Source organism: Blautia sp. AM28-27 (genome assembly GCF_003480905.1).
Lineage (GTDB): Bacteria > Bacillota > Clostridia > Lachnospirales > Lachnospiraceae > Fusicatenibacter > Fusicatenibacter saccharivorans.
Map to the genome: position 1 here is coordinate 1 of NZ_QUJK01000006.1, position 19366 is coordinate 19366.

The 19366-nt window shown below is 43.5% G+C and carries 19 protein-coding genes and 4 pseudogenes; 4 read left to right on the top strand and 19 right to left on the bottom strand.

Going from position 1 to position 19366, the window contains the following annotated elements; all coding sequences use genetic code 11:
• Positions 1-194 (bottom strand): IS66 family insertion sequence element accessory protein TnpA (gene tnpA / locus DW743_RS09855; RefSeq protein ID WP_199692488.1); only part of this gene is annotated, 194 nt, incomplete at its 3' end.
• 223 nt (positions 195-417) lie between these two features.
• Here tnpA and DW743_RS09860 point away from each other — a divergent pair.
• The 4 genes and pseudogenes from DW743_RS09860 to DW743_RS09880 all read left to right on the top strand — a co-directional run bounded on the left by DW743_RS09860 (position 418) and on the right by DW743_RS09880 (position 2940).
• Positions 418-837 carry an RNA polymerase sigma factor gene (locus DW743_RS09860; RefSeq protein WP_003061815.1) on the top strand — a complete coding sequence of 140 codons (420 nt, stop codon included), beginning with the start codon at positions 418-420 and terminating at the stop codon, positions 835-837.
• A gap of 3 nt (positions 838-840) precedes the next feature.
• Positions 841-1095 (top strand): helix-turn-helix domain-containing protein, encoded by a 255-nt coding sequence (locus DW743_RS09865; RefSeq protein WP_002322727.1) that lies wholly within the window; start codon positions 841-843, stop codon positions 1093-1095.
• 373 nt (positions 1096-1468) lie between these two features.
• Positions 1469-1672 (top strand): excisionase, encoded by a 204-nt coding sequence (locus tag DW743_RS09875; protein ID WP_002322728.1) that lies wholly within the window; start codon positions 1469-1471, stop codon positions 1670-1672.
• Positions 1673-1749: 77 nt separating this feature from the next.
• A pseudogene (locus tag DW743_RS09880) lies at positions 1750-2940 on the top strand (tyrosine-type recombinase/integrase).
• Positions 2941-3609: 669 nt separating this feature from the next.
• Here the strand turns inward: DW743_RS09880 and DW743_RS09890 are convergent.
• The 18 genes and pseudogenes from DW743_RS09890 to DW743_RS09965 form a co-directional block, all read right to left on the bottom strand.
• Positions 3610-3981, bottom strand: coding sequence for a HEPN domain-containing protein (locus DW743_RS09890; RefSeq protein ID WP_330418090.1), 372 nt, complete (start codon positions 3979-3981; stop codon positions 3610-3612).
• Positions 3968-4309, bottom strand: coding sequence for a nucleotidyltransferase domain-containing protein (locus DW743_RS09895; protein ID WP_117761400.1), 342 nt, complete (start codon positions 4307-4309; stop codon positions 3968-3970). Before DW743_RS09895 ends, DW743_RS09890 begins: the two co-directional genes overlap by 14 nt.
• A 270-nt stretch (positions 4310-4579) precedes the next feature.
• Positions 4580-4678: pseudogene (locus DW743_RS18945) on the bottom strand (DEAD/DEAH box helicase family protein); the annotation flags it as partial.
• Between the two features lie 100 nt (positions 4679-4778).
• Positions 4779-5384: a YczE/YyaS/YitT family protein gene (locus DW743_RS09900; protein WP_117761401.1), complete on the bottom strand. Its 606-nt coding sequence runs from the start codon at positions 5382-5384 to the stop codon at positions 4779-4781.
• A gap of 140 nt (positions 5385-5524) precedes the next feature.
• Positions 5525-6373: an MBL fold metallo-hydrolase gene (locus DW743_RS09905; protein ID WP_158555036.1), complete on the bottom strand. Its 849-nt coding sequence runs from the start codon at positions 6371-6373 to the stop codon at positions 5525-5527.
• A 21-nt stretch (positions 6374-6394) separates the two neighbouring features.
• Positions 6395-7954: a carboxylesterase/lipase family protein gene (locus DW743_RS09910; RefSeq protein WP_117761402.1), complete on the bottom strand. Its 1560-nt coding sequence runs from the start codon at positions 7952-7954 to the stop codon at positions 6395-6397.
• A gap of 68 nt (positions 7955-8022) precedes the next feature.
• Entirely contained in the window at positions 8023-8184 is a 162-nt protein-coding gene (locus DW743_RS19060; protein WP_117761403.1) for a helix-turn-helix domain-containing protein, read from the bottom strand.
• Between the two features lie 57 nt (positions 8185-8241).
• Positions 8242-11085 carry a beta-glucosidase gene (locus DW743_RS09920; protein ID WP_117761404.1) on the bottom strand — a complete coding sequence of 948 codons (2844 nt, stop codon included), beginning with the start codon at positions 11083-11085 and terminating at the stop codon, positions 8242-8244.
• Between the two features lie 101 nt (positions 11086-11186).
• Entirely contained in the window at positions 11187-11825 is a 639-nt protein-coding gene (locus DW743_RS09925; protein WP_117761405.1) for a hypothetical protein, read from the bottom strand.
• Positions 11773-12075, bottom strand: coding sequence for a hypothetical protein (locus DW743_RS09930; protein WP_117761406.1), 303 nt, complete (start codon positions 12073-12075; stop codon positions 11773-11775). Before DW743_RS09930 ends, DW743_RS09925 begins: the two co-directional genes overlap by 53 nt.
• Before the next feature lie 330 nt (positions 12076-12405).
• Positions 12406-12597, bottom strand: coding sequence for a hypothetical protein (locus DW743_RS09935; protein WP_147345097.1), 192 nt, complete (start codon positions 12595-12597; stop codon positions 12406-12408).
• A complete protein-coding gene (locus tag DW743_RS09940; RefSeq protein ID WP_117761408.1) occupies positions 12594-12830 on the bottom strand; it encodes a hypothetical protein in 237 nt (78 codons plus the stop codon). Before DW743_RS09940 ends, DW743_RS09935 begins: the two co-directional genes overlap by 4 nt.
• A 13-nt stretch (positions 12831-12843) precedes the next feature.
• A pseudogene (locus DW743_RS19065) lies at positions 12844-13221 on the bottom strand (IS1634 family transposase); the annotation flags it as partial.
• A pseudogene (locus DW743_RS09945) lies at positions 13222-13365 on the bottom strand (transposase); the annotation flags it as partial.
• A 64-nt stretch (positions 13366-13429) separates the two neighbouring features.
• Positions 13430-15505, bottom strand: a complete 2076-nt coding sequence (locus tag DW743_RS09950; protein WP_117761409.1) for an efflux RND transporter permease subunit — start codon at positions 15503-15505, stop codon at positions 13430-13432.
• Positions 15506-15732: 227 nt separating this feature from the next.
• Positions 15733-16611, bottom strand: coding sequence for a NifB/NifX family molybdenum-iron cluster-binding protein (locus DW743_RS09955; RefSeq protein ID WP_055227718.1), 879 nt, complete (start codon positions 16609-16611; stop codon positions 15733-15735).
• Positions 16612-16732: 121 nt separating this feature from the next.
• Entirely contained in the window at positions 16733-17971 is a 1239-nt protein-coding gene (locus DW743_RS09960) for an aminopeptidase P N-terminal domain-containing protein (protein WP_117761410.1), read from the bottom strand.
• A gap of 119 nt (positions 17972-18090) precedes the next feature.
• On the bottom strand, positions 18091-19350 hold the full coding sequence (locus DW743_RS09965) for a S41 family peptidase (protein ID WP_117761411.1): 1260 nt from the start codon (positions 19348-19350) through the stop codon (positions 18091-18093).
• Between the last annotated feature and the right edge of the window lie 16 nt (positions 19351-19366).

A 19366-nucleotide genomic window follows, 5' to 3' on the forward strand; every position in this document is an offset into this window, starting at 1 on the left:
GGTGCGCGATAGGTGCGTCCAGTTGACGCCGGCAAATCCACACAACCTTTCTGACGCAGTCTTTTTACCCAGTTGTAAAAAGTTCCTGGCTTGATATCATGTTCCACACACCATTGATGATCTGTCAATCCACTTTGACGGCATTCCATGATGAGACGGTATTGTTCTTCGACAGGTATTCTTTTGCTTTTCATGAGCACACCTCCATAACTTGAATAGAGTAAAATGCTCGCATCTATCATTTCTAGCAAGAAAAGATGAAGTAAAATGCTTGCATTCTCTATTGATTATTATGGGATATTTTTTAGGGCAACACAATCCGTCGAATTATTTTGCACTTACCACCTAGCTGTCCTTATATGGTGCGGAAAGAGGGATAAACACTTTTCAAATCATAAAGGAAAGGAGGTGAGATTGATGAAACCGTCTGACTTCCAGAAAACAGTTCAATGTCGTTTTGAAAGTTGTTTAAAGAAAGTTGTCCGTAGTGTCGTGAAAGATTATTACAAGGAATTAAACCGTCGTAAGAATAAAGAAATATCTTTCAGCGAATTGCCAGATGTCCTTGTTGATAAAATGGCTGTTTGGGACGACTACGAAACAGATTATACAATCTTTTCAGTATGTGGCATTGATATTCGTGTCCTTGATGATGAATTGGCAGAAGCCTTGAAGAAACTTCCAGAAAGAAAACGCAATACTCTGTTGATGTATTACTTCTTGGAAATGACAGAAAGTGAAATTGCCAACTTGCAGAAAATCACGCAAAGCGGTGTATTTAGAAACCGACATCACGCTTTGGAAACTATGAAAAAAATACTCAAGGAGGAACATTAGAAAATGAAACAGTTATTTAAGAAACCGTCTTATTACTTGATTTCATCAGCTATGGACGGAAACGAAAAAGCGATTGAAAAATTACTGGCATTTTATGACCCTTACATATCAAAGTGCTGTTTGCGTTCACTTTATGATGAATACGGCAATGTTTATATCGTTGTAGATATGGAATTAAAAGGACGTATCAGAGAAGCACTTATCAAAATGATTTTAGGTTTTGATATTGAAGATATGGACTTAGAACCAGAAGAATAAGCAGTTTTTAGCGGAGCATGATTTAATATCCCCCTCTTTCCTGCTCTGCCACCTGCTTTTATATGAAAGCAACACGCTTTCACCACAGCTCTTTGACAACTGAATAAAGCAGACAGATACGTTTGTGAGATGGCGAGCCACGGGGACTGTACGCCACGACCTTTTCAAAAGAAAGCGAGCGACCCACGCAGTGATCCGAGAGCGACTGTTGGAAAAGTTGTTTTGCCACGACCTATCCTCACAGAATAATGATACGTCCGCATGGTGCGGTTCTGCCCACAAGAATGGGAATAGTTGAGATACTAATGGAGCTTTCCAAAGCCGTCTGCCTGCTTGTAAAAAACGACACACAGTAAAGGGGGGTGCATAGATTATGAACAATACTGATGTGCCTATTTGGGAAAAATATACGCTGACGGTTGAAGAAGCGTCCAAATACTTCCGCATTGGCGAAAAGAAATTGCGTAAATTAGCCGAAGAAAATCTTGACGCTGGCTGGGTTATCGTGAACGGCAACCGTATTCAGATTAAGCGAAAACAATTTGAAAAAATCATAGATACATTGGACGAAATCTAATGTCATTGAGCCGTAGATATGGTATAATAAATATAGCGTATCACGGCTCGTTCCATGACGGAAAGGAGCTTTACACTATGTCTAATGTAAAACGAAAAGACAGTAAAAATCGCAATTTGCGTAATGGAGAGAGCCAGCGAAAAGACGGAAGATACGTTTATAAATATACCGATATATACGGAAAGCCACAATTTATCTATTCTTGGAAACTTGTACCGACAGACAAGACACCTGCTGGAAAGCGTGATGATATATCGTTGAGGGAAAAAGAAACACAGATTAAAAAAGACCTTAACGACGGTATCGATACAGCAGGCGGTAAAATGACAGTCTGCCAGCTCTACGACAAGAAGAACAGCCAAAGAAAGAACATCAAGAGGGCTACTGAAAAAGGACGACAGTATCTTATGAACGCTCTGAAAAATGACCCATTGGGTATGAGGGCGATTGATACTGTTAAGCAGTCGGACGCTAAAGAATGGGCTATCAGAATGAGCGAAAAAGGATACGCCTATAAAACGATTGATAACTACAAGCGTTCCTTGAAAGCGTCATTTTACATGGCGATACAAGACGACTGTATCAGAAAGAACCCGTTTGAATTTAAGCTAAGTGATGTTCTGGAAGATGATACGGAGTAGAAAGTTATCCTTACACCAGAGCAGGAAGAACGCCTGCTTGCCTTTATGGAAAAGGATAAGATTTACAGCAAGTATTATGATGAGGTTGTGCTTCTGCTGGAAACGGGACTTCGTATTTCTGAATTTTGCGGACTAACGACGCATATTGATATGCAGAACAGAATACTCAATATAGACCACCAGTTATTGAAAGACAGCGAAATCGGCTACTATATTGAAACGCCAAAGACCAAAAACGGAAAACGAGAACTTCCATTGACAGAACGGGCTTATCAAGCAATCCAAAGAATACTAAAGAACAGAGGAAAGGCACAACCGTTGATTGTAGGTGGTTATAGCAATTTCCTATTCTTGAACCGTGAGGGCTTACCTAAAGTTGCAGGAAACTATGAGGGCATGGTGCGAGGACTAATTAAGAAGTATAACAAGTATCACACGGACAAGTTACCGAACATCACACCACATTCATTCCGACATACTTACTGTACGAATATGGCAAACAGAGGAATGAACCCAAACACCCTGCAATATCTTATGGGACACGCTAACATAACCATGACACTTGGCTATTATGCACACGGTACATTTCAATCTGCAAAAGCAGAACTGGAAAGACTGGCTTGTTAATATCGGAGCTTATATTTACTACTCATTTACTACTTTTGGTTGCATTTTCATGCTGGTAAATGCCAGCTTATGCAAGGTATCTTCCAAAAAGAAAATACCGATAAAGCCCTAAAATACGGGATATATCGGCATTTACCAACTTATGAAAAGATAATCAGAAATTTAGTAAGTTTTTATATCAAAAAAGTTCGTCTATCAGTCAGAAATTCGTCGAAGCACATTCTCTGATTTTAGCCGAATATGCCTCTCGACGAATTCTGTTCACCACCCGATATTTTATAGACTGATAAAAAGTAGTAAAACTAACGTGGACGAATTAACACTCAAATGTAAGAGATATTATATCATGGAAATTTAAAATTGTATATATGATGCGAACATTAGTTCTTTAAAAATTCATTTACATTTATCATTGTATCCAGAACAATTTCCGTATCCAGCTCCTTCTTTTCCGGTAATACTTCTTCCATATAAGAAAGCAATTCCGGCGGAATCTCCTCAGCTATAATATTTCCATTGTGGTATGGGGAGCATCCGTTGTGCTTATTAGAATAATATACTTTTACATAAAAATATCCCTCAGGGCTTCAAACCCTGAGGGGCATCCTCGTTCATTTCAATTTTCCTTTTGTTTTTCAAGCTGTTCCATACAATATTTTTCTGCCAGAATTATAAATTCATCTGCAACCGAAATCTGCCGTTCTGATTCTTCTTTACTTGCAATATATCATAATCGCTGGCATGGCGAATCGCTTCTGCCTGTCCGATTTTCCTTCCCATTTCTCTTGGAAACACTGATGTTTTCACATAATCCTTATTGAAGTTAGCCACAGCATCCTTATGCCTTTTATATGCTTTACCGCTTACAGCATGTACTGCATTAATTGCATGAAAAATAGAATAGTATGCCCTGTTATTGGCTCCTTTATAATCTTCAATAGAAAATAATGCTCTTGCTGATTTCAGATCATTTCGGGCTGTTTCCAGACGATATAACACCAGATCCCGTCTAGTACCGATTTCCTGATTATGCTGCTCCATACAAAACTACCCCTTCTTTATGAATATTGGAATAAAATGGATAGTTCACAATCCACTTGTTAAAATGTGCTTCACTTTTTGCAATAGGCTTAATATCCGTGTCATGATCCATATTAAAGTCATAGGTCATGTACGAGAGCTGTTGTGCATATGCCTTTAATTCCAGATCTGACATATCTACCAGAATCATAATGTCCACATCAGAATCCGGACGGAAGTCACCCCTTGCATAAGAACCATAAAGGATTATCTGACGTACATGGGAACCATAAATCTTCTTGACCTCTTCCACATACTGTTTAATTAAATCCTGCATAATCCTTGGCATACATCATCACCTCATTTTCTGCTGATAATACTATAAGTTTCTCGATTCACAAATCTTTCTTCTTGATTTTATTATAACCAGTTTACCTTCGTTTCTCAATCAGTATTTTCCATGTATCAATTTTACTACTTTCTTCGACGAATTTTGTTCACCGTTATAGCCAATCCATCATGTCCATTTACTTTTAACGCATCGTTTATTATGCTTTATATAGTATTATTTTACCTTTCCAAATCAATATATGGTATGCAAATTAATATCAAGATACTAGGAGACAAAGTATTCCACTGCGTTTTCCGGGAAGAATTCCTTAAACTCACCATACAGCTGTGCTGCAAGTGTTTTATTGTGCGCTATGATCAAGGTTGGCTAAGCCCCATTAACAAGGCAAAGACCATCTGCATATGGATCCGTGTCTCCTTCGATGCTTCCAGCAACAGTTTAGCATCGTAATACCCAATTGTCACCTTTAAAAAGATAACTGTATCTTTTTTTCATAAATATTAATAATTCTTCCTATAAATAAGGCTGTCAGTATGGTTCCTATACCAAGACCATAAAAATGGGTATGATTAATTAAACATAAAATAATAGTGACAAACACAAGTGTAATATCAAAAGTATTTTTCACTATTGAAAAAGGAAAAGAGAAGACTTCTGAAATAGTTTTTACAATACCATCAGTTGGTGTTAAAATAAGATTTGTTTTCACGCTTAAAAATACGCCCATTGCAGTAATGAACATCGTCATAATAAAACAAATAACCCTTAAGTATAAACTTAACGATAATGTAGGAATTATAAAATCATATAAATCAGTCAACCAACCAAAAGCAAACGATAACGGAATTTCTAAAATAAAAGTAACTGTGATCTTTTTGGATAAAATACATTGAATAATAACAAATATTAAGTAACAGATAATAGAAGCTGTTCCTAAAGAAATGTTATAGATTTGTGATATTGAATACATCACAGAACTAAAAGCAGCAACTCCTAAATCAAAGCGAACATTTAATACAACAGCAAAAGCTATTAAATTCAAACCAAGAAAATATATAAAATATTTTTTCATTCTTATTACCTCATCATTTCTATGGTACTGTAAGCCACCAGAACCGGAGATTCTGCCTTGATGGCACACTTATAAAAAGCCCAAAGGTCTTGATTTCAAGGCTTTCAGGCTTAAGTTAACCCCAGCGGAGTCTGTTGTGTTTATCTTACTGGAATTTCACCTTCATCTATCAGTCTGTCTGGGGAAAATACAATACGGATTCTTCCGTCTGTCGCAACCTTGCAATCTCCGTCAAACGCATTCTTACCGCCATCCTCGATTTTCGCAGTTCCTGAAAGGATATTCTCACAGATGCGTATCGCTGTATTCATGATGCTATGATCCATGGAACCAACGAAAGGCATTCCCGCATATCCCACATGGCCATTAAAATTGCGGTCAAATTCACTTTCATAGGACTTGATTTTATCCAGAGCTCCCAATAGTGTATTAATACTGTCTCTGCAGAGCAGATTACCATTGCAGGCATCTCCAGAAAACAGGATTCGCTCTTTCCGATCAAGGAAACAACAGCCTCCCGATGTATGACCCGGTGTCTCAATTACCTCGATACTGCGTCCCCCCAGCTCAAACACCATTCCCTCCTTCAAAGGAAGACATTTTGGCATCTTTTGTATCCGCCGGATATCCGCAGGGCTACAGTCATACACATCGTAAGCTCCCATATTTCCCAAAAGTTCCACATAATCTGCGATGCTATCATAATTTATCGGTTTAAGACTATCCTCATCTTTTTCGTGAATATATACCTCTTCAAACTGAGCAGCTCCTCCGATATGATCCGGATGTCCATGTGTCAGCACTACATCATAGGGAAGCGGAGTCAGCCAGGAAATCAGCTTTTTCAGGTCTGTCATTCCGACACCCGTATCGATGAGTAATGCACGTTCCGTACCTTTTAACAAAAACATGGCTGTCATACCAGCCTCATTGATAACCCAGGTGTCTTTTGCAATCTCCGTCACCTGATATGTAGTCAGCTTTGCCATATGCATTCCATCCTTTCCGCATCAGTGCATAAATACATTTTCTGCATCCTCATCTAATGGTACAGTAAATGCCGGAGCATGTTTAACAAGAAGCTCCATCAGCCTGTGGTCATAATTATCTTTAACTTCGCAGATATTGTCAAAAATCATAATTGCCTCTTTACCTGGCTCACATACCGGCCACTGCGGAAGAGAAGGAACGGAAGGATTTCCGTATCTCGCAAAGTTTATCCAGGCACCACATATTCTCTCCTGCAGGCGGTCTGTTTCTCCCGGCACATTGCAGATAGGAATTCGGTCAATATTATGGAAAACAAACGGGATTTCAGAGCAATGCCATGCCAGTTTTCCTCCCTCATATGGGAATTCATAATTAAACATGTAGGAATATACGGGAGCTTCCTTATGTACTGACTTCTTCGCAATGAAATCTTTCGATGCATAACGGAAAATATAATCCAGCGACAGAACATCTACAAGGCGATTATTTGGATATGCTTTTTCGAATTCTGCTGCAATCTCTTCTGCATCCTCCTGAAAGCATTTTTCCAGAAGTTTCATCGTTTCCTCACGGGTCAGTTCATCCCTATTCTCCAGAACCGGCTTGAAATCAAATTCTCCAAAAACGCTACCCACTATCACCGGAATCTTTTTTGCTCCATCGGTAAATCCTACTCTGCGCGGATCACCGGCATACCATGAATTTGCTCTCGGCTCTCCTCCCACGTAGAGTCCTTTCTCCTGCAGCTTGGGTGACACCTTATTATATGCTTCCGCAAGGAAATAGTAAGGAATCGTTTCCAAATCCTCAACGGATTCCAACTTCAATTCCGTCAGAAGGGCCTCCACAATTGCGGTACCGTCATCCTCTGCCTCTTTTTTACCTTCTTCTATTACGCCGCTCTGGATAATCCCCTTATGGAATAAACCTTCTGCAGCCGGTGTATTCATCAGGGAATAAACTTTCATTCCACCACCGGACTGACCAAACAGGGTTACATTACCTGGATCTCCGCCAAAACCAGCAATATTGTCCTGAATCCAATGAAGGGCTGCGACCATATCTGCATTTCCCACATTAGCAGAATTGTAGTATTTTTCCCCATAAGCAGATAAATCAAGATATCCCAAAATATTCAGACGATGGTTCAATGACACGACAACCACATCTCCGTACTCACTCAGATGATCTCCTTCATACGCCACCTGTTCAATGGATGAGCCTGCAAAGAATCCACCTCCGTGCAACCATACCATAACCGGTTTTTTTGCTTCCGGATCCAGACTCTGTGTCCAAATATTCAGATACTGGCAATTCTCATCCATTGGCCAGTAACGATGTGGGATCATAACCTCCATCAACGGATGATCCTGCATCAGCATAGGGCACACATAACCATAGGCCAGAGCATTTTTAATACCTTTCCATGGTTTTACCTCTCTGGGCATTTGAAAGCGATCAGCATCAGCATACTTGATGCCATGGAAAGTGTATGTAGAATTCATCTTAAATCCCCGTATCTTACCCGCCTTAGTCTGAACTACCGGTTCTGCCTTACTACAGTAAAAACAATCTCCCATTTTGTATTCCACCTTTCTTTAGTAATTTTATGTATATCTTATTTCATTACCATTTTGTCATTTTTTTGTTACCGTTTTATTACATCTCTATCTCCACATACAGTTTGCATATTGGTCTCTTCCTGTATTGTAGCCCGATACTGAGAGGGAGTCATATGATAATGCTTTTTAAACGCACGAAAAAAGTTTTCCGTATTTTCATATCCAATCTCTTTTCCGACTTCAGTCATCCTCTCATTTTCTAAACTTTTTCACCTCATTATGCAATAATTGTTGATACCCATCTACTATAATCCCATACATTTCAGAATGATCCGAAGATTATGGACTGCACATCTTTGCACATCTCCGAGACACAGACGAGGTTTCTTATCTAAATGTCCTTTGTACCCGATTGCTCTGCCATCATCTAAAATAAAAGCAACTTCCTCATTGGCCGGGCATATCTTTGGCACAAAGCTTGCCGGATCATTGAAAAATGTTTTCATATCATTTGCCTGCATGTAGACTTTTTCCCCATCAACCAAAATCTCTCCATCCTTCATCTCGGCAGTATGTCCTTCACCCAGAGGTGCCATGACTGTATCCGGTCCTTCCGGATCAACCGTAAAGGAATTCCAGCGGGCTGCGAAAACCGGTGCAAATGGTACTTCCTGCACCATAATTACCTGCCCACGTTCATCAAACTCCGGCATAACTGTTCTCACAGCCTGAAGAATATTCATGGCCCTTCCTTTTCCTCCCGGCATAATCAAATCATTTCCGGCATGCATGGATTTCCAGGGTGTACTGCTGCCTCCGTTCCAATCAGTCATGATCAGACCTTCAAATCCCCATTCTCCGCGGGCAAGATCCGTACATAAGTCATAACTATCTGCTGTAGGAACACCGTTGATCAGATTGTAGGAACTCATGATAGACAACGGCTGAGATTCCTGAATAGCAATTTTATAGGGTTCCAGATAAATCTCCCTCAGTGCCCGCTGACCAATCACAGAATCCACAGCATTCCGATTCGTCTCCTGATTATTAGCTGCATAATGCTTAATGCATCCACCTCCTCCTGGCAGGCTCTGAAGACCGCGTACCATTGCTGACGCCATCTTTCCAGATATGAGAGGATCTTCAGAAAAATATTCAAAATTTCGTCCACACATAGGATCACGCTGAATATTCATTCCTGGTCCCAGAAGCAAATCAATCCGCATTGCCTGCATATCTGCTGCCATTCCGCATCCTACCTGTTCCAAAATTTCCGGATCAAAAGACTGAGCAAGAAGCGTACCCACCGGCCATGCCGTACAGTAATGGTATACCTGCCTCTTTTCCCCCGATTCCAGATCGGTTGCCTCAAACTGCTGTGTGATACGCACACCGCCCGGACCGTCTGCCAATACAATAGAAGAAACACCATAACTTTCCAGTGCGTGTGTTGTTTCCCCTGCCGCTCCAGGTACAGATTCCGAACTGGCTCCAATCACAGGATTGTTCTCATCCTGCACACCCCAGCCTGTACCACAGCAAAGATCCGCCAATTGTGCAGCATCAAGCTGTGCGGCAAATTCTTCCATTGACACTCTGCCCGAAGCCACATCATTCAGCTTCCATTCTTTCTTTTCCACATACCGTACTGTTTCGTAAGGCATAACCGGCTGATAGCTGGTATCTGTCGCATATGTAACCACCTTTTCATCGCTATAGGCTGAACGCGAATCCAGCGTTTCCGGTATCTGCACAGCCAGAAGAACCGGTACATCCTTCCATATAGTTTCATCCTTTCGGTCAGTTAACCCCTTCTTTTCCTCCAAAGTTTCCGTTAACGGAAGCTCCACCAATACCTGTTCTGTCAAAGCAGTTTGTTCCAGCCGAATCTTGCACACCGGTTTTGTATCTCTGGAAGAAGTACCGATACGCACTCCATAATCTCCTTTTGACAGAATATAACCTCCTGCATTTTCACTATAAGATGCAAGATTACGCAGCGGTATGCGGATTTTGATATCTTCCTTTTCGCCCGGTGCCAGTAACATCGTTTTTTGGAAACCTTTCAGCTCCTGTTCCGGCATATCCATCTCCGATACCGGTGCAGAAACATATATCTGCACAACTTCACGTCCAGCAAACGCTCCTGTATTTTCTACTGTTACGCCAAGAACCAGTGTATCCTCATCCAGCGATGCCTCCAGATTTCCCAGTGCAAATGTCGTATAGGAGAGTCCATAACCAAAAGGATAACCCGGCTCAACATTAAATGTATCAAAGTAACGATAACCTACATAAATTCCTTCCGTATATACTGCCTTATTAAAATCCTGAAGGAAATTGCCTGCCGTAGGATAATCTTCATATTTTTTTGCCCAGGTTGCGGTCAGCTTTCCTGACGGTGTTGCCTTACCTGTGAGAATATCGGTAACGGCGGCTCCTCCCTCCTGTCCTGCCTGCCCCATGAGAAGAATAGCATCCGCACAAGCCGCCTCCAGATCCTGCACCGATATGGAGCCCGGAACATTCAGCACCAGTATCAATGAAGAAAAAGCTGACCGCAGCTTTTTAAGATTATCCATCTCCACTGCAGAAAGCCTGTAATCTCCAATTTCATACCTTTTATCCCCAATGGATACTTCTTTTTTCATGAAACGATCATTTCCCTCACCGGAATTTCTCGAAATGACACAAATAGCAGTTTCTGTTTCTTTTGCATATTCTTCCAGTTTTTCTGTTGTCAGCGGTTCCTCCGGAAACGCAAAAACACTCATGACCTGGTCCTTCATCTCTCTTTTGGCCAGATCATAGCATCTGGCCCACGCCATCTGCTGTTCCCGGTTCACAATCTCAAAACCTTCTGTTTCCATAGCATTCAGAATATTAATATGATAACGCAGAGACTGATCCACATCCTGATCACCACCGCCGGAAAGACCGCCGTTAAAAGGATCTCCCGATCCCGTTCCGCCGCGGATTGTTCTGGCAGCTCCGTTTCCAAACAAGGCAATCTTTCCCCTGCCCTTTAACGGAAGAACCCCATTTATGTTTTTTAAAAGTACCATTCCCTGCGTCGCCGCTTCTCTCGATATTGCAGCACCGCTGATCTCACGTTCGGACATCGGCGGATATATCGTATTACTTTTCATATTTTTTCCCTGCCTTTCATTTCTATTCCCCTCTTATCCATTTATGAAAAGAACCTGACTCCTTACGAATCAGGTCCCTTTATCAGTTTCCATATTTTTGTTTATGAAATTTTTTCTGCCAGGAAATCTGTCATCATCTGTTCTGTTTCTTCCAATCCATTAGCCTCATAATCCGCAATCAGCTGATCCCAGTTTGCATCAAAATTATCTACACTTTCTGTCACGCACTTAATCAGTCCCGGCCATGCAATCTCATTCAGAATTTCCACATTGCTCGTAATCTCCTGCGGTGTCGCATATGCCCAAAGTGGGGAATACGGCGGTGTTTCGAATTCATCTGGCTGCGGGAAGATATCGGTCAGCATCTCTACATTCCATGCTTCACAAGCTGCCTTCTGCTCCTCGTTATACTCTGCAATTACAGATTCTCTCGTAACAGGTGTGTAAGGATTACCATTTTCATCCACTGCACCGTCTCCATAAATCGGAAATCCCGTATAATTGCCAATACCAGTATTTTTTCCGTAATCCGGATCAGAACTTGCTTTTGCAATCTCTTCTTCCGTACGATATCTCATTCCATTCTCATCTACAAAATAGTTTTCTCCTTCAACACCCCATTTGTAAAGTACTGCACCCTCATCGGAGCAGAGATAATCAAGGAATTTAATTGCACGAACCGGATCCTCACAGTCCTTTGTGATTGCCAGTCCGTATCCAACCTGAAGACCCTGATACATCAGTGTGGGTGGCTTCAGTAATCGCCTGAGCAACAGGATTTTCCCAGTTACCATTTTTTCCGTCTGCATTGTAGTACTTGAAAGTTATAGGTGACAAATCATCCTTACTGTCCCCAGTACTGCTCTCGCTGTTTTCATTCTTGCCGCTTTCGCTCTTACTGCTTTCCGTATCCTTGGAGCCACATCCTGCCACTGTTCCAACGCAGAGTGCTGCTACCATAAGCAGAGCTAAAATTTTCTTCCTTTTCATGTTATTCCTCCCTATATTCTTAGAAAGTCCTACTATAAGGCCAAACATTTGAGATTTTACAATACCTCTATTATTTGTCTCTCATTGCAATAACTCTCCAAGATTATTTTAGATTTTCACGCGCGTTTTTACTTATCTGAAAGATATCATGGATAGTATATTGGAAGATATAGGAAAATTAACCTTTAAATTTAGAAATATTGACTAATCATTTTTGTAAAAAAAGGTACACCCGTGCGAACCTTAAAAATTTCATATAAAACAACAAATTTATGTCAGGAAATGGTATAATGATCTCAGATTATTTGTGAGGTGATCCTATGTCTTTTGCTAAGAATGTTTTATCTTTTCAGACCTTCTCTCGGGATATCTCTCTTCGAGCAGCTTTTGAAGTTCTTTTGTCATGGCATCATACTCTTTGCGGTTGACCGCAATTTTATTCTGGATTTTTTCGATTCGCTTATCCAGTGATTCGATTCGTTTTTTCTCTGCGTTGGTTAAATTCTTTTCCTTGATCATCATGATTTCTCCTCTGCGGATGACGTGATAAATGCCAGGATCTCATCATACGAGCGATGGCTGGATTCTAATGCTTTTAGAAGTTCATCTCTCTGATATGCTTTTCGGATATCGTATAACTTTTTCAGTTCATCCACCGCTTTTTCATGGGCTTCTCTTGTTCTTGCTACTTTTGCTTCAGCCTGTTCGATCTTAAATTCCAATGTCTGCTCACTGTTTCTACGTATTCTTGCCATTTTTTCTTCTCCTTTAGTCCTTGTCCGTCCTATCTTGCAGTGTCTTTCCGATTTCTTTTGCCTGATTCCGTACACTTCCTTCACTTAACCCGAATGCGTCCAGGATGGTCTTCTGTGTTGCTGTGACGGCATGATCCAGCCTATAAAAGCCGTCCAAATGCCTTATCATTACAATCTTTTCCAGTTCTTTCAGTGCTGCCGGTACCGTCATATAATTCGGTTTTTTCAGCATCTTTTCACATTTATCTTTTAACGCAGTATAGATCCTGCTTCGCAGAATCAGAGCAATAAACTGAATGAATATCTTGGAAGAAAGTGCTTCCTCTGAACAGACCCGCATGCTTTTATTTCCAAGATAAGACTTGTCACTTCGAAATAGTTTTTCTGATGCATAAGCAGCAAGCTTTCGGATCACGCCATTATCCCTTACAGAATAATGGATTGCATCGATGTAGAGAATAGGATAGACCTCGTCCAGTGGCCGGTTCTGCCAGTCTTCAATCCGTGGCAGAATCTTATCCGTCACATCAGGAATTTGAACGCAAAGCAAAAAAATTCCCCCGCACCAGCTACTTCCGGTACAGGGGATTTGTCATACTTTATTTTGTTTTCTTCTTTAAAAATCCAATCGATGTCTTACAGATCAGTTTATCGAAAATCATAAACATTGCCGGCAGAATCAGGATAACAACGACCATACTGATGATCGCGCCCCGCGCAAGCAGGGTACAGATGGAACCGATCATCTCAACCTGAGAGTAGCAGGCTACACCGAAGGTTGCGGCAAAGAAACTCAGGCCACTGCTGATGATGGACGGCATACTGGTCTTATGCGCAATACTGATAGCTTCTTTTTTGTCTTTTCCATTCTGGCGCTCTTTCTGATAACGGGTTGTCATCAAGATCGCGTAGTCCACGGTTGCACCGAGCTGAATCGCTCCGATTACGATGCTGGCCACGAATGGAAGGCTGGTTCCCTGATAATACGGGATTGCCATATTCAGCATAATTGCAAACTCGATGACTGCTACCAGAATAATCGGCAGAGAAATCGATTTGAAGATCAGCAGAATGATAATAAAGATTGCACCAATGGAAAGCACGTTTACGTTGACAAGGTCAGCATCGGTAACATCCTGCAGGTCTTTCATCAACGGTGCTTCACCGATGACCATTCCATCTTTATCGTAGGATTTTACGATTTTGTCAATCGCTTTGACCTGTTCGTTTACTTCATCTGTTGCGGACTCATATTCAGAGCTCACAAATGCAAGCTCATACTCATCGCTCTGCAGCATGCTTCGGAGATTTTCCGGGATCATGGATTCCGGAATGGTCGGGCCGAGCAGGGAGCCCATGCTGATGGTTGATTTGACACCTTTTACCTTGCCGATCTCATCCATCATTTTCTTTTTCTGTTTGGAGTCCATATCGCGGTCCATCATGACGATGTGCATGTTGCTGACGTTGAACTGCGCTTTTACTTCATCGTTTGCCACGTTACAGTCCAGGGTAGATGGAAGGGAACGTGCGATGTTGTAATAAATCTGGGTATGATTGTTTCCGTAGATCGACGGGAACAGCAGAACCAGGAAGATCACAACCCATACTTTATAATGTTTGGTGATAAAGGCGGACGGTTTATCCAGGCTTTTTACCAGCGGTTTGTGTCTCGTTTTCTCAATTGCCTTGTCAAATACCAGAACCATGGCCGGCAGGACGGTGACACAGCAGACAACGCCGATCAAAACACCTTTTGCCATAACGATACCAAGGTCGCGGCCAAGGGCAAAGGTCATAACACACAGTGCCAGGAAACCGGCTACGGTGGTAACGGAGCTTCCGGCTACGGATTTGAATGTGTTGGCGATTGCATGGCCCATCGCACGCTCTTTGTCATCCGGGAAACGCTTTTTATTCTCCTCGAAGCTGTTCAGCAGGAAGATGGAGTAGTCCATCGTAACACCAAGCTGCAGCACGGCGGTCAGCGCTTTTGTGATGTAGGAAGTCTCACCAAGGAACACGTTGCTTCCCAGGTTGTAAAGGATTGCAAGTCCGATACTTAACAGGAACAGGATCGGAACAACGAAGGAAGTCGATGTCAGCTCGATGACAACGAGGCTCAAAACTGCGGCGATGACAACGTAAACCGGCAGCTCTTTTAATGCTACGTTTTTGATATCGGTAACAACACCGGTCATACCGCCGATGAAGCACTGCTCGTTCGCAATTTTACGAAGATCCTCGATTGCCTCCATGGAGTCATCGGAAGAAGTCGTATTGTCGAACAGAACGAGCATCATGGTTGCATCCCCATTGTAGAATGCTTTCCGGAGTTTTTCCGGGATCATCTCAACCGGCACGCTGATGTCTGCCACATCGTCATACCATAAAACTTCTTTTACGTGGTTTACCTGCTCGAATTTTTCTTCGAGTTTCTGTACGTCCTTCATTTCCATGTTTTCCACGACAACCATAGAGAACGCACCCATGCCATATTCATCTACCAGAATGTCCTGTCCTTTTACAGTTTCCAGATGCTCCGGCAGATAGCTGAGCAGATCATAGTTTACTTTCGTTGCTGCCATTCCGATGACTGACGGAATAATCAGCAGAAATCCAATGATCAGCATCAGAATCCTGTGCTTGGCAATCCATTTGCCAACTTTAACCATTTTCATTCATCTCCTCTGATTCATTTTTAACTTGTTTTTCTAGTACCACATCTTACAACTTAAATGACTATTAGTCAATATTTGAAATGGCAAAAAATGAATTTTGGTCATTTTTTGTTTACTTTTACAAAAAATAACGGAAATCGGAAATGGGAATCGTTGATTTTTCTGCGCATCAAAAAAGAGTGCCTGGCTCCTTCGCCCTGACACTCTTTTTATGCATTTTTTTATTTCACTTCAACCAGCTCAATCTCAAAATTCAGCTCTTTTCCAGCCATCTCATGGTTGGCATCAAACGTGATATTGGTCTCGTCTTTTGCGGTAACTTTTACCGGGAACGGCTGGCCGTACTGGTTCTGCAGATAAACCTGCTGTCCGACCTCTACTTCCTCTGCTCCCGGAAGCTGTGCGATCGCAACGGTGAAAATTGCGTTCGGATCCGGCATTCCGTAAGCCTCCTCCGGCATCAGATGGATGTTGACTTTTTCGCCGACTTCCATCTCTGCAACGGCTGCATCGAAGCCGCGGATCATCTGGCCCACACCGCAGATGAACTCGAGCGGTTCGCCGCGGTCGTAGGAAGAATCAAACTGGGTTCCATCGTTGAAGGTTCCTCTGTAGTGGGTACGGCAGGTTTTTCCGACATTCTTACCTTCCATAACCGGAGTCGGTGCACCGCATCCGCCGCCGCAGGTTCCGCAGGAACCGCCGCAGGAGCTCTCCTCTTCCTCATGGCTTCCGCAGTGGTCGCCGCAGGAATGGCCTTCCTCATGATCGTGGTGATCGCAGGTTGCACCTGCAGATGTGAGCGTTCCGTTTAAGTAAGCTTCCACCGCTGCATCCACATCTCCTTCCGCTCCGGAGCAGAGCTCTACGCCTGCCTCAGCAAGAGCTGCCTGTGCACCGCCGCCGATGCCGCCGCAGATCAGAACATCCACGCCCTGCTCGGAAAGAAGGCCTGCCAGTGCGCCGTGGCCGGTTCCGTTGGATCCGATCACTTCGCTGGAAACCACTTTATTGTCTTCTACTTCATAAACTTTAAAGTTCTCTGTTTTTCCAAAGTGCTGGAAAATATTCCCGTTATCGTATGTGACTGCAATTTTCATCTTGTTTTCTCCTTTTCATCTGTTCCTGACCTTTTCCTGCTTTTCCGGAAAATTTTCAGGATTTTTTGCGCCTCTTTTCTTTGGGCTTTGTTTCGGTTTGGCATCTTCCGATGTCATTTTTTTACTTTTCCTGCATAAACGCTTCAATCTGATCCGGATCACGCATCACGGCTTCAGAGAGAACCTCGCTGCCGTTTTCTGTAATCAGAATATCGTCCTCAATCCGGATACCGATTTCCCATTCGTCAATATACAAACCAGGCTCGTCGGTAATAATGGCACCCGGACGCAGCTTGTCGTTCCATGCCGCGGTCACATCGTGTACATCGATGCCGAGGTGATGGGAAACGCCGTGCATGTAATAGGTTCCGACATCCTCTTTCTTCTCGATCAGGCCAAGTTTCACACAGCCCTCGCCGAGAACATCCTTTGCGATATCGTCGAGCTCTTTTAATGTCATACCCGGTTTTGCTGCTTTTGCAACGGCGCGGTTTGCTGCCAGAACAACGTCGTAAACCTGTCTCTGACGGTCCGTATATTTTCCGTTGACTGGATACGTTCTGGTGATATCTGCGCAGTAGCCCTGGAATTTTGCTCCGAGGTCCATCAGAAGCAGGGTTTCATCCTCGCACACGTCACGGTTGGTGTCGTAGTGCAGCATCGTTCCGTTTGCACCGCTTCCTGCGATCGTCGGGAATGCGGTTCCGTCTGCTCCCTCGTGGAAAATCTTGTACTCGAAATCAGCCTGTGCCTGATACTCGGTGCAGCCCGGTTTCAGATTCTTCATCACGAATTTCAGCGCGTCGTCGGTGATCTTGATTGCCTGGCGGACGAGAGCGATCTCATCCTCATCTTTCTGCATCCGCAGTGCTGCGATGACAGGAGCAATGTTTTTAATCGGTCTGCCTGGAAATTTCTTTGCGAACTCCTCTGCCTTTACCATGTTGTAGTCCGGCAGATCCTCGAACTGATAGCGGTAGCAGTCGAAATACAGGGTTCCGATGTCCTCGCGTGCCATCAGACGGTTTACCATACCCTCAAAGGAATCCAGGAAACGAACGTCGTCGATTCCGGTAATCTCCTGTGCCTCGGATACGGTTACTTTTCTTCCAAACCATCTCTCCTGGCTCGGATCCGCTTTCTCGATAAACAGAATGGATTTCTCCTCTTTTGCGGTCTTTTTCATCATCAGGATCATGTGATCTCTGCGAAGGCCGGTCAGATAGAAAAAGTTGCGGTTTGCTTCAAACGGCAGATATTCGTCTGCGCTGACATGCAGCTCGATTCCAGAAAACAAAAGCAGTGCGGAATCCTGGTCCATTTTATCAAAAACCTGTTTTCTTCTTTCTGTAAAGTTCATCTGTCTTTCCTCACTTTCTTTTAGAGCCTGCCAAGATCTGTTTTCGGCTCCTCTACTAAGATAACACGTTCGTGCTTTTTTTCCTACCTTTTTCCTGCTTTTCTATGAAAATTCTTATTTTATTCCGCACCTTCCAGTCCTTTGACAACTTCCAGCGCTTTTTCGAGCTGCACATCGCTCGTCGAGTCATCCGGCAGCTCCACCTCGACATCCGGCGCGATACCGACCTTGTGGATGTCGTTGCCGAGCGGCGTGTAATAATGGGCAATCGTCAGCTTCACCACACTGCCGTCGGAGAGCTGGAATGTGTTCTGGACAATGCCTTTTCCGAATGTCGTCGTTCCGACAATCGTTCCGATGCCGTAATCTTTGACTGCTCCCGTGAAGATTTCTGCCGCACTTGCCGTATTTTCATTGACCAGCACGACGAGTGGAATCGAGATCGGGGTATCGCCGTCGCAGGTATACTCTTCCCGTTTTCCATTTTTATCCTCGGTATACACGATGAGTCCCTCCGGCAGGATCTGGCGCAGGGTGTCACAGACTGCCGTCACGAGGCCGCCCGGATTGCCGCGCAGATCGATGATCAGGCGCTCCATGCCCTGATCCTGCAGTGACTGGTATACTTTCTGGAACTGCTCGGAGGTAAGCCCTGTAAACTCGCTGATGGCCAGATAGCCGATCTTGTCGTCCAGCATTTTACCGTCTGCCACAATCGCCGCAAGCTTCTCTTTTTTGACTTCCGTTTCAATCAGATCCGCCTCGCCTTCCCGCTCGATGGAAAGCGTCACGGTGTCGTTCTCGCTGTTTTTCAGAAGACCGACCGCATCGTTGAGGTTTAAGCCTTCGAGTGTCTGCCCGTCAATCTTCACAATACGGTCATCCGCCTGAATACCGGCCTTCGCCGCCGGGGTATCGTCCTGTACGCCGGTGACCTGCAGCTTATCGCCGTCCAGCGTCACCGTAACACCGATGCCCTGATAGTAACCCTCCTGCGCTGTCTTGATCGCTTCGTATTCCTCTTTCGTGTAATACGTAGAATACTTGTCGCCGAGGCCGCTGATCATCCCTTTATACATCGCATTCGACAGCTCTGTGTCATCCACATCGCCCGCGTAAAGCTGGCTGATCATCGCTTTGATCGCCGCCGTCTTCCGCCACGACCAGAAGCCGCCGGGGTGGTCCGCACTGCTTCCCGGCCAAAGAAACGTTGTTCCGACAAGCACGATCATTACAAGCGCCAGCATGGAAATCATGCCCGCAAAGTAGCTCTTCCGCATCTCATTTTTTCGGTTTTTCTTTCTGTTTCTGCGCTTTTTCGGTTTTTCCTGCTCTGCCGCTTTTACGCCCTCTTTTTCTTCCTTCATCAGTTCTTCCAAAATATGCCTCCCAATC